General features: G+C 51.1%; 9 protein-coding genes. 6 read left to right on the forward strand and 3 right to left on the reverse strand.

Annotated elements, in window-relative coordinates:
• Positions 1 to 64 precede the first annotated feature (64 nt).
• Complete coding sequence (locus GF423_RS12575) at positions 65 to 823, forward strand: TIGR02757 family protein (protein WP_154328690.1); 759 nt, start codon at positions 65 to 67, stop codon at positions 821 to 823.
• Between the two features lie 23 nt (positions 824 to 846).
• On the opposite strand, the gene GF423_RS12580 is transcribed toward GF423_RS12575, so the two are convergent.
• Together GF423_RS12580 and GF423_RS12585 are read right to left on the reverse strand one after the other, a co-directional pair.
• A complete protein-coding gene (locus tag GF423_RS12580; protein ID WP_206113260.1) occupies positions 847 to 1,341 on the reverse strand; it encodes a thioredoxin family protein in 495 nt (164 codons plus the stop codon).
• A gap of 62 nt (positions 1,342 to 1,403) precedes the next feature.
• The gene (locus GF423_RS12585) at positions 1,404 to 2,135 is read right to left on the reverse strand and encodes an SDR family NAD(P)-dependent oxidoreductase (protein WP_154328692.1); all 732 of its coding nucleotides are present in this window, start codon (positions 2,133 to 2,135) and stop codon (positions 1,404 to 1,406) included.
• A gap of 183 nt (positions 2,136 to 2,318) precedes the next feature.
• Here GF423_RS12585 and gpmI point away from each other — a divergent pair, with 183 nt between their 5' ends.
• The 3 genes from gpmI to GF423_RS12600 all read left to right on the forward strand — a co-directional run bounded on the left by gpmI (position 2,319) and on the right by GF423_RS12600 (position 8,114).
• A complete protein-coding gene (gene gpmI, locus GF423_RS12590) occupies positions 2,319 to 3,836 on the forward strand; it encodes a 2,3-bisphosphoglycerate-independent phosphoglycerate mutase (protein WP_154328693.1) in 1,518 nt (505 codons plus the stop codon).
• Between the two features lie 870 nt (positions 3,837 to 4,706).
• Positions 4,707 to 6,410 (forward strand): helix-turn-helix domain-containing protein, encoded by a 1,704-nt coding sequence (locus GF423_RS12595; RefSeq protein ID WP_154328694.1) that lies wholly within the window; start codon positions 4,707 to 4,709, stop codon positions 6,408 to 6,410.
• 108 nt (positions 6,411 to 6,518) lie between these two features.
• Positions 6,519 to 8,114: a hypothetical protein gene (locus tag GF423_RS12600; RefSeq protein ID WP_154328695.1), complete on the forward strand. Its 1,596-nt coding sequence runs from the start codon at positions 6,519 to 6,521 to the stop codon at positions 8,112 to 8,114.
• 287 nt (positions 8,115 to 8,401) lie between these two features.
• On the opposite strand, the gene GF423_RS12605 is transcribed toward GF423_RS12600, so the two are convergent.
• Positions 8,402 to 8,722 (reverse strand): hypothetical protein, encoded by a 321-nt coding sequence (locus GF423_RS12605; protein WP_154328696.1) that lies wholly within the window; start codon positions 8,720 to 8,722, stop codon positions 8,402 to 8,404.
• Positions 8,723 to 9,181: 459 nt separating this feature from the next.
• On the opposite strand from GF423_RS12605, the gene GF423_RS12610 reads away from it, so the two are divergent.
• Both GF423_RS12610 and GF423_RS12615 read left to right on the forward strand, forming a co-directional pair.
• Complete coding sequence (locus GF423_RS12610; protein ID WP_154328697.1) at positions 9,182 to 11,947, forward strand: hypothetical protein; 2,766 nt, start codon at positions 9,182 to 9,184, stop codon at positions 11,945 to 11,947.
• 207 nt (positions 11,948 to 12,154) lie between these two features.
• The gene (locus tag GF423_RS12615) at positions 12,155 to 13,672 is read left to right on the forward strand and encodes a bifunctional metallophosphatase/5'-nucleotidase (protein WP_154328698.1); all 1,518 of its coding nucleotides are present in this window, start codon (positions 12,155 to 12,157) and stop codon (positions 13,670 to 13,672) included.

Raw genomic sequence — 13,672 nt, forward strand, 5'->3', positions numbered from 1 at the left:
TGTTGTTGTACAGAAAAATGCTAAATCTCGTGCCAGGTGACGAGGGTTTTGTTACCTTTGTGGCATGAAAAGTGTTAAGATACACATCAAACGTGCAGTGCGCGAGCTGCTTATCGAGCAGGCTGGGCGCTGCGAGACGGCCGCTTTCATGCAAGGCGACCCCAGCTGGTTTATGCACCATGTGCAGGGGCAGCCCAGCCAGGAGGTGATGGCATTTGTCGCCGCCAGCCTAAGCTACGGCAACCGGGTTGCTTTCAGGCCTAAGCTGCAGCACATGCTCGACAGCTCACAGGGTGACCCATACCAGTGGTTGCGCTCGGGAGCCTTCGCCAGCACTGTGCCCGACGACGTGTCGCGCTCCTTCTACCGGCTTCACACCTTTCACCACATGCACACGTTGCTGCGAGCCCTGCAAGCCATGTTGCGCGATTATGGCACCATGGGCGGCTATGTGTCGTCGCAGGGTTGCACTACGGCCATGCAGGCCATTGAGTTGCTCACGGGCTACTTTGCCCAATACGACACGGGCCACCTGGTTCCGGTTAATGCCAAGTCGTCGTGCAAGCGCTTGTGCATGTTTCTGCGCTGGATGGTGCGCGACGGCTCTCCTGTCGATTTGGGAATTTGGCCATTTATCGACAAAAGCACCCTCATCATGCCGCTCGACACGCATGTGCTGCAAGAGGCCCGCAGACTGGGGCTCATAAAAACAAAGGCGGCGACAATGTCGACCGCCTTGCGACTCACCGAGCAGTTGCGCAGGGTTTTCCCCGGCGATCCGCTCAAGGCCGACTACGCGCTGTTCGGCTCTTCGGTACAATAGCTCTCACAGCATGTGCAATCCTGTCATTTCAAGCAGGCTGCCAGCTGGCTGGCAAAGTCTTCGGCCGAGTCAAAGCCCTGTATGGCCTGTGGTTTCTTGCCCACCGGAGCTACCAGCACGTGCGGAATGGCGTTGATGCCCAGGGCGCTGGCAAGTGCCTGGTTCTCGTCGACGTCGACACTGTAGAAGTCGACTTTGCCTTTATACTGGGCAGCAAGTTTATTGAGCACAGGTTTCAACTTTTGGCACGGGCCGCACCAGGTGGCGTTGAAGTCGATCACAACAGGCCGCTTGCCGGCATTGGTCCACGTGGGCTGGGTAAGATCGCCCACGGCCTTTGTCAGCTCGTCTTGGTTAATTTCGACGACCATGCTCTCGGTTGCTGTCGATGCCTCGGCGGTTTCCTCTTGGGAAGTAGCGCTGGCTTCTTGACGCCCGTTGTTGTCCTGGGCCTTGTTGCAGCTTGCCACAGCCGTTGCCAGCGCGGCAATAATCATGAAGTTCAGTAATCTTCTCATTATAGTTAGAATTATTGGATATAATATAGTGTAGAAATAATTTGTCAATGATAGTACAATTTTCATTGGTTGATAGGCATTCTCACCCACAGCCACCGTGGCAGCAGTTTCCATGCGCAAGTCACGAGGCGATATCGCCAGTCCACGACTTTTACCGCGCGTCGGGCTGTCACGGCCTTCACTATGAGTTGTGCAGTGCTGTCGCAGTGCATGAGCATGGGATATTTTCTGCCGTCGTTCAGCAAGTCGGTGTGCACAAAGCCTGGTCTTATGTCGGTAAAGGTGATGTTGAGCTTGCGCAGGCGTGACTGCTGGTCGAGGGCCTCGATATAGGTGCTCTGCAAGGCCTTGGTGGCCGAGTAGGCCGGGGCAGGACCCAGCCCCTTGGTGCCTGCAATGCTGCTTATGGCGGCGATGTGCCCGCCACCGTGCAGGGCCATGTGCCTGTAGGCCGCGCCAATCATGCGCACAAAGCCCACAGCGTTGGTTTGCACGGTCTCAAGCTCGATGTGCTCTTGCAGCTCCATGTTCTGGCTGCCTATGCCAGCCACATGCATGTACAGGTCGATGCCGCCCAGTCGTGCAATGAGCTCCTCGAGTTGTGCCGGGGCTTGCGGCGACGTGACGTCGATGCAAGCCGTTTCCACCTTGCCAGGTGCTATGTGCTTGAGTGCCTGCAGCCTGTCGTTACGGCGGGCTGCAATGCCGATGTGGTATCCCCGCTCGAGCAACAAGCGGCTTATCTCAAATCCCAGGCCCGATGAGGCGCCCATTATGACTGCACGTTTTTCCATTTTCTGCATGTTTGAAACAAAGGTAATCAAAAATGCGTGCTTGGCATTGTCAATAAATCACAAAAAGGCTAAAATATTGCCGACACCAATGCACTTTGTGGCTATTTTGTCGTACCTTTGCACAATTGAAAATGTAGAGAAATAAAAGATTATAAAAATATATAAAGCAACATTATCACAATTATGGGGAAAAAAGCATTATTAATGATCCTGGATGGTTGGGGCATTGGCCCACACGACAAGAGCAATGCCATATGGAGCACGCCCACTCCCTACTGGGACAGCCTTTTGAAAGAATATCCCAACAGTCAGCTCAAAGCCTGCGGCGAAGACGTGGGTCTGCCCGACGGGCAGATGGGCAACAGCGAGGTGGGCCACCTCAACATAGGCGGCGGCCGCGTTGTGTATCAAGACCTTGTAAAAATCAACAAGGCCATTGCCGATGGCTCGATACTGAAAAACAAAGAGATCGTTTCGGCTTATAGCTATGCCCAAAAGACGGGCAAGGGTTTGCACATCATGGGTCTCACCTCGACTGGCGGCGTGCACAGCTCGCTCGCCCACCTGTTTGCCCTGTGCGACATTGCCAAGGAATACAAGCTCAAAAACGTGTATCTGCACTGCTTCATGGACGGCCGCGACACCGATCCCGAGAGCGGCAAGGGCTTTATCAAAGACGTGGAAGAGCACTGTGCCAAGAGTGCAGGTGTGGTGGCCACTATCACAGGCCGCTACTACGCCATGGACCGCGACAAGCGCTGGAACCGCATCAAGCTGGCCTACGACCAGCTTGTGAATGGCGTGGGCAAGCAGAGCGACAACATGCAGCGTGCCATGCAGGAAAGCTACGACGAGGGCGTGACCGATGAGTTTATCAAGCCCATTGTGAACAGCACTGTCGACGGCCGCATCAAGGAGGGCGATGTGGTCATCTTCTTCAACTACCGCAACGACCGCGCCAAGGAGATAACCACCGTGCTCACCCAGCAAGACATGCCCGAGGAAGGCATGCACACTGTGAAGAACTTGCAGTATTACTGCATGACCCCCTACGATCCCACATTCAAGAATGTGCATGTGATCTTTGAAAAGGAAAATGTAAAAGACACCCTGGCCGAGTACTTGAGCTCCAAGGGCTTGAAGCAGCTGCACATTGCCGAGACCGAGAAATATGCACATGTCACGTTCTTCTTCAACGGTGGTCGTGAGGCACCATTTGAGGGCGAGGACCGCATCCTCGTTCCGTCGCCCAAAGTGGCTACCTACGACCTGAAGCCCGAGATGAGCGCCTACGAGGTGAAAGACAAGCTCGTGGCTGCCATCGGGAGCGAGAAGTATGACTTTATCGTTGTCAACTATGCCAATGGCGACATGGTGGGCCACACGGGCGTCTACACTGCAATACAGAAGGCGGTGGTGGCTATCGACGACTGCGTGAAACAGACGGTGGAGGCTGCCAAGGCTGCCGGTTATGAGGTCATCATCATTGCCGACCACGGCAATGCCGACCATGCCATCAACGCCGACGGCACTCCCAACACAGCCCACTCGCTCAATCCTGTGCCATTTGTTTACATCAGCAACAACAAGAATGCCAGCGTAGAGAGTGGCCGCCTGGCCGATGTGGCTCCGTCGATCTTGAAGATCATGGGCCTCCCTCAGCCTGCCGACATGACTGGCAAGTGCCTTATTGTGGATTAATTGATCTATTTCATATACTCGTTTTTCAGCAACGGCTTCACGCTTTAGCTACGTGGAGCCGTTTTTCTTTTCACCTTGCCTGCGGCATGGCCATTTTTTTCACACACGCTCCTGTAGCTTGCAAGGCAGCGCATCGGGCTACAGTGGCGCTGTGCCTGGAAGCGTAAAATGTAGTATCTTTTTGCCTTGTTGTTTTATTTTCAGTTTTTTAATAATTCATGAATAGCAAAATAAGACTATATAATTTTTTTCTGTGTGAGAAAAGCATTAAATTTGCATAGGAAAATAGGAAAATGCGAAAAACCTCTTCTTGATTTTTCAATTACACAACTTGAAGCACTCTCGTTTCAGTTTGGGAATCTAAACGACATACCCTCGCCAAGTCGCAAAGTACGCCAAGATGCCGCAAAGATTGTTCTTGTCGTTAGTTGAGCATAACCTTTGCGCTCTTTGCGACTTTGCGAGAGGAAATTATCTATAATTGGGTAGAGAGGTCCATAACTCAAGGAAAATAATCATAGGCAGTCTTTAAAGACTTGTGTAATACTTTGATAATTAATGTATTGTACGCATTCGCCGTAGGGTCGGGGGTTATCACCGTCCTACTGCCAATAACGAGATTTAGAACAAATCCATATAGTTGAGAGGACTGAAACCCCCCCGCATCTATGACGGATGTGTGACGCCATAAGCTAATAATTTGCAGTTTACTTGCTTAATTTTATACCTTACATCATCATGCTACCGCACACTACTCTAATGTTAGTTGCAAACGGCTGTTGCAGCTGCCGTCTATACCATTTTCTTTCCTTCTTATAGCCTATTTTGAATAAATAGTTGTAATTTTGCGTCATACACGACGACGAAGGTATGAAATACTTCAGAAAGACAAGTTTGGGTGATAATAAATGTGTGGCGATGGCACTGTCGGCACATCATCTGCTAACTGTCTGTCTGACCATCGTTCTGCTGGCCTTTGCCCCGTCGCTGACAGCCCATCCGCTGAGGGCCACCACAACCGACATGGCAACTTATCGACGGTTGTCGGAGAAGTCGACGGCGATGCTGATGATGAAGGCCGGAAAGTTCCTCCATTCGCCGAACGGTCAGGATAGTGCGCTGCTGTACTACACTATCGTTGCCAACCGCTACAACGACGACGGCATCGGCGACGCTGAGCGAAGGGAATGCATCACGGCCATGAACAACGCCGGATACCTCTATTATGCTTTCTACAATGACTACGACAAGGCTTACACCACTTTGCGACAGGCCCTGCAATTGGCCGCAAAGAGCGGCGACAAGTATTATGAGGCAATGATAAACCTCAACATGGCCAACATTAAGAGCGTATTCCTCGATGTGCAGGGCGACCAGCCACAATTGGCATGGGCGACGCTGCAATTATACCGCAAAGCCTTCTATCAGTCGGTGGAGATAAGAAACTGGCCGTTGGCGGTGGGGATTTTCACGAATATGCTTGATGAGAATTTCGTTGGCGAACCTTTGCTCTATTCACAGCTAAGGAAGGATATCGCTGCTTTTAAGCGCATGCGCATTCCGGCCGGAACCCCGCTGCTCGACTTCACCAATGCAACGATAAGCTGTGTGGAAGCTATTCAGAGTCACGATTATGCCAGGGCCCTCGCTGCCACTTATGCCATGGAGCGGAATATCGAGTCGCGCGACACCCCCAAACGGTTTGCTGCCGATGCCTTGGGACTGCGGACAAAGATTTTCAGCCTCATGCACGACGACCGGCGAGCCGTGAAAACGATGCTTGAGGGTGTCGACCTCTGTAAATCCAACCATATCGACGACGGTCTCATGCACTTCTATCTAATGCTCAACAGGTTCTATCTTTCGCGGGGCGATAGTGCCAAGGCTCAGCGGTATCGCCTTGACTACCTCGAATTGAAAGAAAAAATTCTCACGGAGAATAATCTTCAGAGCGTGTCGCGGTTGGAATTTCTCTACGATCTTCGTGAGGCGAACACTACCGTGGAACGGCTGACGGAGCAGAAACACTGGTTGAATATAATCACGACCGTCATCATCGGCTTTGCCATCATCGTGAGTCTGTTGCTCGTTTTCCTCTTCCGGGGCTACCGCAGGGCCATGCGCACAAACCGCATCCTTTACCGCCACGTGCAGGACTCGCTGCACCTGGAGGAGGAAAAAACGAAATATAAGGGCTCGCGCCTCACCGACGATGCCAAGGAACTGTTGGCCCAGCGCATCGATGCCGCGATGCAGAACACCGATGAAATCTGCAATTCTGACTTCAATCTCGACCGTCTTGCGGAGCTTGCGAACAGTAATTATAAAGAGGTGTCGCAGGTAATCAATGAACACTACGGCAAGAATTTCAAGGCCCTGCTCAACGAGTGCCGCATTCGGGAGGCCTGCCGTCGCCTTACCGATGCCAACTTCGGCCACTTGACCATTGAGGGGGTGGCCATTAGTGTGGGCATCAAGAGCCGCAGTCACTTCAACAGCTACTTCAAACAGGTGACGGGAATGTCGCCGTCGGTGTATCAGAAGATAAGCAAAGAGGAAGAAAAAGCCGATTAAAGGGTGCCAAATCATGTTTTGGCACATATAAGATGAAGAAATAAGCCCGATGCTGCTGTCTTTTCGTTACTTTTGCATCCGAAATTCGAAACAACAAAAGTTTTATTTATGAAAAGAAGATTTACTTTGAACAAGCAGTTGGCAGTCCTGACCATCTTCCTGTCGGTCTGCTCGTCAGTATGGCCGCAGACCGCAAACCATGAGGTTGCCGACAACAGTCTGGCATCGATTCTGCCTGACACCGTCATCACCAACCGCCCCGATGGCCGTGAGGTTATCTATTCGGAGTCGTCGCACAATATCTGGCAGAGCAACGGCACATTGGGTGAGGATAATATCGACCACAAAATGAAACAGATTGTCTTCGGTAACGACGGGTATGTGTACGTCCGCAACTTTATCGTCCACCTCTATGGTGTCGAGGGTTGGATTAAAGGCATGATTGACGGCGACACCCTCCGTTTTCCACTGCCGCAGAAATACTATACGATGGGCAGCAGCTTCAGTCAACGCGACTATACTTTAATGGCCTTCGATAAGGTGCTCGTCGATGCCGGTGGCCAGATGGTCTATACGTATCAAACTGATACAACATATACGGAGATGGACTTCGTGATGCGTGACGACAGCATCATTTCCACCGATCCGACAAAACTCATTGGTCTCGCCAATGCCACATACGGCAATACGTGGTCGCAGTTCGCTATGAGCAATGTCACTTACACAATCAACAAGGACACTATGACACAGATGCCGGAGAACGTTACTCCCGAAACGTGGACCTTCGAGTATAAGCCAAGCTACGGTGACAGAGTGACAAGAATGGTCAGTGTTGCAACAAAAGGTAATGAAATGTATATCAAGGGATTCAGCCAGAAGTTCCCCGATGCTGTAATCAAAGGACGTGTCGATGGCAATAAGATGGTGATACCGAACCGTCAGCTTTTGGCTCTTGACAAGAAGGATGAATATTATGCTTATCTGCTGACTTCGAGCGACACAATAGTCAAAGAGGAATCATATGGCGAGATGGTTGACATTACGGAGCAGAAGATCCGTGATTCAATCTCCTTCGACTATGATGCCATCGACGGCACCTTAGTTTCGGCCGATAATTTGATTGATAATCACGGTACCGATTCGCTATTCTATTATAATCTCTATAAGGCTGTGGCTTTCAACTACTTTGATCCGGTGGCTGCCACACCCGCAAAGCCGGAATGGATTGACTATTGGAGCTACGATACGAGCTCAAGTTTGTCATTCTATATCTACAGCAAGGATGAGAATGACAAGTTCATCAACCCTGACAGTCTTTATTATATCATCTACAACGATGACCAGCCGATAACCCTGAAGGCAGCAGACTATAGCGTACTCGACAGCGATATGACCATGATTCCTTATGCTTCGGATGTGGCTTATGTCGACGGCAACTACCATGGAATCACATTACATAATGTCAATGCCACCCGCATCGGCCTGCAGACGGTATATATTATGGGCGGTGAGACAAGAAACTCGCCGATAGTCTATTATGGTAAGACCGACGGCATCTGCGCTGTCAAGGACAGTGAAGCAGCGAAGACAATCTATTATGACCTCTCCGGTAGGAAAACTTCAAATCCGTCGAAGGGCATCTATGTGATGGTCGTGGAGCATGCTGATGGCTCGCGGTCGACAAGTAAAGTAATTGTCAAGTAACTGATTGCTAACAAGATAACGAAAATGGGGAACTGCGCCTGTTGGTACAGTCCCCCATTAATCATATTATATTAATTGCGTTATGTGGTCTTCGAGACTTCTTCTTCCTCCTTTTGTCTTCATCCTCATTCTTATTCAATTTGCTGGATGACAGACGTTGTGACATAGAATGTTACGGGGTTTCGTTCCACCGCTTCGTTAATCTTAATCGTCGTCTATCTCGCCATATAATTTGCAGACCTTTATCCACTCATTAAAATGATCCTGCAGGGGCTGGTCGAAACGTTTCAGATCCTCGCGGTGACAAGTTTATCCAAGTAGAGTTCCTTGATAACATCAAGCCGATGGCTGCCGTAGCTGTTGTTGTAGCGGTGTCCAACGTGACGGTCGTAGTTGTACACTCTCTTAAATATCTGGATGTAAATCTTATGCCACGGCCCCTCGACACTCTGCCCGTTATCTTCACGGTAGGGCTCGTTAAGTTCAGCCAACGGTATTGGCTTGCTGGCAAGCCTCTGTATGCTCTTTACGAACCTCTCACACTCTTTTTCAAGTGCTCTGTGGATTAACTCCCTGCAGATGCGTCTGTCTTTCTTTGATACCTCCATAAGTATTTTCTATTTATTTATGCGGCTCCGAACGAAATCAGAATAGGCCTGGTTTTGTTTATTCTTAGTTCGATTAACCCCTGTTCGAATGGAAAGATACAATTATTCTACTGAAATTCCTCGTTTGTTCTGGAATTCTATTTTGGTTCGCCCGACATGGGCATAATCTAATGGGTGCAAGTCCCGAGCGTGCCCCGATAGCGGGAAGCGCATAGTCCGATGCAACGGTGTCTTTTTGTCTTGTTGTTTTATTTTTATTTTTTAATAATTCATGAATAGCAAAATAAGGCTATATAATTTTTTTCTGTGTGAGAAAAGCATTAAATTTGCATAGGAAAATAGGAAAATGCGAAAAACCTCTTCTTGATTTTTCAATTACACAACTTGAAGCACTCCCATTTCAGTTTGGGAATCTAAACGACTTTTGTTTTGCATTTTAAACATAAATTCAACATAGCTATGAGGAAATTGTTTTTTATAGGCGTAGCATTATGCATCATTGGCTTTGCAATGACAGCCAACGCCGACGTCTTTAATTATGCCGACGAGAAATACCGATTCACCTGGACCGATTCCGCTGGCGTCGAGCACAGCAATCTGCTCACCGACAAGGCAACCGACCCCGACCACATCTTGGCACTCATTGCCAATGTGTATGCTACTCCCGAGATACCGGGCACGATTTACTGCAACGAAACCAACAAAACCGGTAAAATCAACTACGATTATCATGCATCTCAAACCGAGCGCATCACATCGTCAACCCCGACAAAATATTTGGACTGGTTGAAGAGCTACTACAAGCCCATCTCCGCGCCAAGCGAGAATGGAAAAACGGTGCTTTTTGTCGAGATCAAGCCCACATTCCACGCCAAGGGAGGCAGGTGGCAAGGCGTCGATATCAAATCCAACCGCGACTTTGTGAAATATTGCTACAAGTCGGTGCAGCTGCTCTCGTCACACATGCGTGTGAACGATACCAACAACCCTGGCTACATGTTTGTCGTCGACAACATCACTACCAATCGTTTCTTCTTCATCTCCAAGGGTCGCGCTCGTGCCGACGCGGGCGACTACCCCTTGTGGACGAGTTTCGAGCAAGTCAGCCCCACAACTGGATCGGGCGCCACGGTCACGACAGGTCTTGCCGATAGCTTGAAAAACGGGAGCGTCTACAAGGCCATACACTCTTGCGGCTCGGTGCCTATCATAGAACAAGGTCATGAATTCACCATCACTGGCAATAGCGAGCTCAATGCCTTCTCCAACCTCACACTCTACATGCCCGACAAGAGACTGGGGCAAGACACCTATTACAGCAACTACAACCCAACTTACGCTCCCCGCACGTTTCTCTACTTGTGCACCCTCGACGCCGATGTGAAGCCCAGCGAAAACCACGATGGCTATTTCACTATCAGTCTGAAGTGGAGCACCAACTTCAACACCGCCAAGATAGGTGCTCAGGCCGAGGAGCAATTCTATGTGTATGTCGTGAACGACGACGGCACCTACACCCCGTTGCACAAGAGTGATGCCACCATGCAGACTCCCACACAGTCGAGGACCCACACCTACGAGGTGCCACAAGAGGCCGACTCGCGCATCATACGTTACATCGTGGCTGCCAACCCCATCGAGAAAAGCGGCAACGTTGTGAACGCCTCCTCCATCTTCATCTATTCCAACGTCGACCAGGTGCAGATACCGGGCAGGCAGGCTTTTTTCAGCCAGGCGTCGGAATATCTCAGCCGTTTCGACATCTCGAGCCAGCTCAATGTGTACAAAAACACGATTTCGATTAAGCCCAACACACAAGGCGACTATGAGAAAATCGAAACCACGCAAGCCTACTCGATGATGCGCAGGCACACCGATGCCGATGGCAATGTACAAGAAATTGCCATCGCCAACCTCAAATTCAACAAGGCTGAGAATGGCACCTATAGCTATACACTCAAGTACAATGCCGATGCGCAAAACACCGACGTGAAATATGACGACAACGCACCATCGACTGCTGAAGACATATCTGGCACTTTGACCTCAAATGACGGCGTCATCTATTTCTACGACTACTTCAACGCGAGCACCGCAAGCAACGACCAGCCAAGCCAGTACAATTATGTGCTCCAACTGGATGGGGTGCAGACGAGCAACAGTGGCACCGTACCTGTCTACAAGACCACAGCATCAAGCCACTTGGTGAGTGTGACCAAAGACCAAGTTGCGGGCGACATCAACCGTGGCCTCGACGCGACCGAGGGAGGCCTGGCTGTAGACTTCAAGGGCTACATCGATGCCGACCACCATATCAAGCGCTACGACGTGTATCGCCTCGATAGTGATCCTGTAATAGTGGGCAACGCCCAGTGCGAGAATGGCTACATCACCCTCATCAAGGGCAACCGGCAAATAGGCGACCCGCAGCAGCCTGGTCTTGAGGGCTACACCTTCTCACTGCCCGACGAGTTGAGCAGCAGCCAGTCGACGCCAGCAATCTACGTGCCTGTCATCACCACAAATGTGACCTTTGCCGGTGCAACAGTAACCAACACCTATGGATGCTCGCGCACAGCTGTCGATGCCCCCAACCTGGTGTTGAAGGTCGACGACCTGCTTGTTTCGGCCAGCAAATGGGTCGATGCCAATGGCCACAAGCGCTGTGGCTACGGTGCCACTGTCCACCTCACTCCCACACTGCCAGAGACCACAGCCCCCTATGCCTATTACTACCGCGTGTGGCGCTTGGCCGACGACGGCGAGACTCAGCTCAACAGCCTGCCGAGCAGCAGGAACACAGGCTGGGAAAACGATTACGAAGACATCAAGCCGTTCTATCCAGGCAATACCGAAATCCAGGTAAAGGACGTGTATGTTGCCAACATGCCCAACGCTGACGAGTCCAGGATAGTGACTTACATTGCCCGCCTCTACAGCACCGACCAAGCCCAATCTCACCCCGCGGTACCGCGCAAGGCGGCTTCGGCAAGTGGCACAGCCACAGGGTACTACTACATCACCGAGAAGCGCATCGATGTGGACTATAGCAGTCCTGCTGTGGCAACAGGCATCGACGGCATAACCACCGCACAAGCCACTCCCGTGAGCGAGGTGTACTACAACGTGATGGGCATAGCCTCGACCCGGCCGCACCCGGGCATGAATGTGGTGGTTACCACCCTGAGCGACGGCAGCCGCCTCACCACCAAGATGATGAAGTGATTCTCTTCTCGTGTCACCACAACGGCTTCACCGGGCTACCTCACCCGATGGAGCCGTTTTTTTTCTTCCTGTAGGCTGTGTGTCTCTTCGTGCTGCATGTTTTGTTTCTTTTACAATTTTTAAATGTTGTTTTTTGCGCTATTCATCAATTAATTATTACTTTCGTAAAATTTTACTTATTTTTAAAAACCATATTCTCGACATTTTATGAAGAGTCTCAAGAAAATCATCGGTGCATGCCTCATGCTGGTAGCCACGCTGCCGCTCATGCAAGCCGAGCACCTTGTGGTGCTTGCAGTCAACGACACACACAGCCAGATAGACCCTGCAGCCGACGGCAAGGGGGGTATCTTGCGTCGTCGTGCTATATATGACAATGAGCGCCGTGCTCATAAAAACGTGCTCGTGGTGCATGCCGGCGATGCCGTGCAGGGTACCAACTATTTCTCGCTCTATGGCGGTGCAGTAGAGTATGCGGCCATCGACAGTCTGGGCTACGACATGATCATCATGGGCAATCACGAGCTCGACAACGGCATCGACTCGCTGGCTCACTACTACAACCACGTGAAGGCTGTCAAGCTCAGTGCCAACTACGACTTGAGCGCATCGCCGCTCAAGGGGTTTGTGCCCTACAGCGTGAGGGCCTATGGCGACAAGCGTGTAGCTTTCTTCGGCATCAATGTCAACCCCGCAGGCATGGTTTCACAGGGCCACTACAATGGCCTGCGCTTTCTTGAACCCATGCAGGTTGCCGATGCCACGGCACGATATCTCAAGCAGGTGCAGAAGGTAGACTATGTGGTCATGATTTCACACATCGGTTACGACTCGATGGAGCCCTCCGAGCCCAACGACTCAATCGTGGCTGCAACGAGTCATTATATCGATTTTATCATTGGCGGCCACTCCCACAGCGTCATTGCTCCAGGCTCTAAGCAGTCGCTTGTGCACAATGCCGACGGCAAAATTGTCGTAATCGGGCAAAATGGCAAGTCGGGAAAGCTGGTGGGCAAGTACGATCTCGACCTTGAAACCGGCAAGGTGACCTACAGCCACATCACTGTCGACAACACTTGGGACCGCGCAGCCCAGGCTTACCCGGCATTCCAGTCCTGGCTCGCCCGCTACAAGGCTGGTGTCGACTCGCTCGAGAACAATCCTGTGGCCACGTCGGCCCGCTACATGCCCAATAGCAGCTGGGCAGCGCAAAACTGGCTTGCCGATGCCGTCGATGCCGTCATTGCAAAACTCTACAAGGGCGGCAAGAAAGTGGACTTGTGTATCATGAACAAGGGCGGCATACGTCTCGACATGCCTAAGGGCACTGTCACCGAGGGTCTGCTTCAATCGATGTTCCCGTTCGACAACCGCTTCATGGTGCTTGAGGTCTCGGGTCAGGACTTGCTCGATGCGTTCAAGACGATGGCCTATCGTGGCGGCGATGTGGTGAGCCGCAACGTGAAGGTGATCTACGACAAGAATTGCAACATCGTCTCGGCTCGCATCAATGGCAAGACTGTGAAACCTGCAGCCCGCTACTTGCTGGCCACCATCGATTTCCTTTACAATGGCGGCGACTACATGACGTCGTTGAAAAACGGCAAGGTCCTTTACAAGGATGACCAGCGCTATGGCCGCCACATGCTCGACTATGTGAAAAGCCTGAGCCAGCAGGGCAAGACCATCGATGCAAGCGACGAGCCGCGCTTTCGGCAGAGATAA

The sequence above is a fragment of the Sodaliphilus pleomorphus genome, from assembly GCF_009676955.1.
Taxonomy (GTDB): Bacteria; Bacteroidota; Bacteroidia; order Bacteroidales; family Muribaculaceae; genus Sodaliphilus; species Sodaliphilus pleomorphus.

What these genes read in the sequence shown, in the direction of transcription:
- GF423_RS12575 (WP_154328690.1), top strand. Translation starts at nt 65, where the DNA reads ATGAAAAGTGTTAAGATACACATCAAACGTGCAGTGCGCGAGCTGCTT.
- GF423_RS12580 (WP_206113260.1), bottom strand. Translation starts at nt 1,341, where the DNA reads ATGAGAAGATTACTGAACTTCATGATTATTGCCGCGCTGGCAACGGCT.
- GF423_RS12585 (WP_154328692.1), bottom strand. Translation starts at nt 2,135, where the DNA reads ATGGAAAAACGTGCAGTCATAATGGGCGCCTCATCGGGCCTGGGATTT.
- gpmI (WP_154328693.1), top strand. Translation starts at nt 2,319, where the DNA reads ATGGGGAAAAAAGCATTATTAATGATCCTGGATGGTTGGGGCATTGGC.
- GF423_RS12595 (WP_154328694.1), top strand. Translation starts at nt 4,707, where the DNA reads ATGAAATACTTCAGAAAGACAAGTTTGGGTGATAATAAATGTGTGGCG.
- GF423_RS12600 (WP_154328695.1), top strand. Translation starts at nt 6,519, where the DNA reads ATGAAAAGAAGATTTACTTTGAACAAGCAGTTGGCAGTCCTGACCATC.
- GF423_RS12605 (WP_154328696.1), bottom strand. Translation starts at nt 8,722, where the DNA reads ATGGAGGTATCAAAGAAAGACAGACGCATCTGCAGGGAGTTAATCCAC.
- GF423_RS12610 (WP_154328697.1), top strand. Translation starts at nt 9,182, where the DNA reads ATGAGGAAATTGTTTTTTATAGGCGTAGCATTATGCATCATTGGCTTT.
- GF423_RS12615 (WP_154328698.1), top strand. Translation starts at nt 12,155, where the DNA reads ATGAAGAGTCTCAAGAAAATCATCGGTGCATGCCTCATGCTGGTAGCC.